The organism is Actinosynnema sp., from assembly GCF_052038725.1.
On record NZ_JBQGCX010000904.1, the window covers coordinates 1 to 2,184 of the forward strand.

Annotated in this window: 2 protein-coding genes; both read left to right on the forward strand. The window is 67.2% G+C overall.

What is annotated here, in order from left to right; all coding sequences use genetic code 11:
* Positions 1-1,221, forward strand: a 1,221-nt coding sequence (locus ACTUAL_RS18705; protein ID WP_440901172.1) for a type IV secretory system conjugative DNA transfer family protein, incomplete at its 5' end; no start/stop codon positions are given.
* Positions 1,218-1,634 (forward strand): DUF4913 domain-containing protein, encoded by a 417-nt coding sequence (locus ACTUAL_RS18710; protein ID WP_440901173.1) that lies wholly within the window; start codon positions 1,218-1,220, stop codon positions 1,632-1,634. The genes ACTUAL_RS18705 and ACTUAL_RS18710, both read left to right, overlap by 4 nt.
* Positions 1,635-2,184 lie beyond the last annotated feature (550 nt).

The window sequence follows — 2,184 nt, forward strand, 5'->3', positions numbered from 1 at the left end:
CCGCAGATCCTCGAGTCCAACGGTCCCGTTCTGGCCACCTCGAACAAGCGCGACATCGTCGACATGACCCGCGGGCCCCGCTCGGACCGTGGGGTCGTGTGGGTTCACGACGTGCAGGGCATCATCGGGGAGGCATCCGACTGGTGGTGGAACCCGCTGAGCTTCGTCGTCGACATGGAGACGGCGGAGAAGCTGACGGCGGTGTTCCAGTCCGCCGCGGAGTCCGCCAACGCCTCCCAGGACGCCTACTTCAACAGCGCTGGCCGGGAGACGCTGGCGCGGTTGTTCCTCGCCGCGGCGCTGGACAAGCGGCCGATCACGGACGTGTTCCGGTGGGCGAACAACCCCGACGAGAAGGTAGACGATCCGGCTGCGATCCTCATTCGTCACGGGCAGCTCGCCCAGGGGCAGGCGCTGGGGGAGACTCAGGGCCTCACGTCCAAGCAGCGCGACGGCGTCTACGGGACGCTGCGCCCCTGGATCGGTTTGCTCGGCAACCCGAAGGTGCTCCCGTGGATCACCGACGCCGGTAACGGCCGACCCCATTTCGACCCGTACCGGTTCGTGACTTCCACCGACACGCTCTACCTGATCTCCGCCGAGGGCGGGGGATCGGCGCGTGCGATCACCGCCGCCCTGACAATGGCGGTGCTCGAGGCGGCAGAACGTGTCGGCTCCCTCCAGCCGGGAGGGCGCCTGCAAACCCCGCTCCTCGGGGTGCTCGACGAGGCCGCGAACGTCTGCCGGTGGCGTGAGCTCCCCGACAAGTATTCGCACTACGGTTCCCGCGGAATCGTCCTCTCGACGTTCTTCCAGTCCTGGCAGCAGGGCGTGGAAGCGTTCGGAGAGACGGGCATGGGGAAGCTGTGGTCGGCCGCGAACGTCCGCGTTGTCGGCTCGGGGCTCTCCGAGGACAAGTACCTGTCGTTCGTCTCGCAAGCCATCGGTGACTTCGACACGGTCAAGCGATCCCGCTCCGCGCAGTACCGCGGGACGTCGATCACCACATCCATTCAGCGTGAGCGGATCTTCGACGTCGCAGACCTCACCGCTCTTCCCGGTGGCCGCGCGGTCATGATCGCCACACAGACCCCCGCGGCGCTGGTCAAGCTCGTGCACGTCTCCGAGCGGCCTTACGCGGCCGCGGTGAAGACGTCACAGACCTACTACGAGCAGCGCGCCGCACGGCGCGCACAGCCGGCACAGGAGGCCCGCCGATGACCTACGAAGACGACGACCTGGACGACGCCGCGGCGATCGACGCCGCGGCCGAGCCGCCCCGGGAACCGCTCTACCTGTCGGTGTACGACTTCGTCGACGACTGGCTCCTGCCCAACTATCAGCGCAAGCCCGGCCCGTTCCGGTGGGATCCGAACTGGTTCGACAACTTCGAGGCCGTCGAACGGCTCACCGCACTCTGGTACGCGTTCGAGGCAGCACGCCACGACGCCGCCCCGGCAATGGCGGCGTTCTGGCTCAACACCCTCGACCCGATGATGCGCGAGCTCACATCGCAAGAGGGCGTGTTCTGGTACGTCCGCCTCTACGGCGAAGAGGGATCCGCGGCGTCGCCCGCGCCTTTCAGGTCCAACCGGGCCCCCGCCAAGATTTGGCGCGGCGTAGAAACCAGCTAGGGACGGCGGGAGAGGGAGCCGGGACAGTCAAGCTGAGAGAGCTGTCCTGCGCCAGCCGCCCCGGGCCAGATGGATTGCTAGCGCCGACGCCCCAGTCCGGGCAACCCGCCGCTCAAGATTCGGATGCGGGGCGGTAGGAGGGCAGATAAGAGACTGCGCAAAGACGGCAGCGAAACCCGACGCCATGGTCGACGACCACGGTGCCACAACTTGCGCAGTGGGGCATCACCAAGGCGTCGATGATCGAATCGTGACAGTCCGCGGTCATGGCGCACGATCATAACCGACCCCCTGCCGGGACGAGGCGCCAACTACGTGGGTGTGGATGGATTGCGAATCGCCGCGCCTTGCGCGGCCCGCGAGACGGTTCTGCAGTCGGACCACTAGACCCATCCCGCCTTGAGCTAAGCCCAGAACACCACTGCGCAGCGCAGCCACCCATGACCTGAATCCGACCGACGTCGATGGGTGAGAGTAGCGTGATGGCCAGAGGGTGCTCGCGTGAATGCCGGCCGCTGAGTCCCGCGTACTTGGCGCACATCCCCGATCC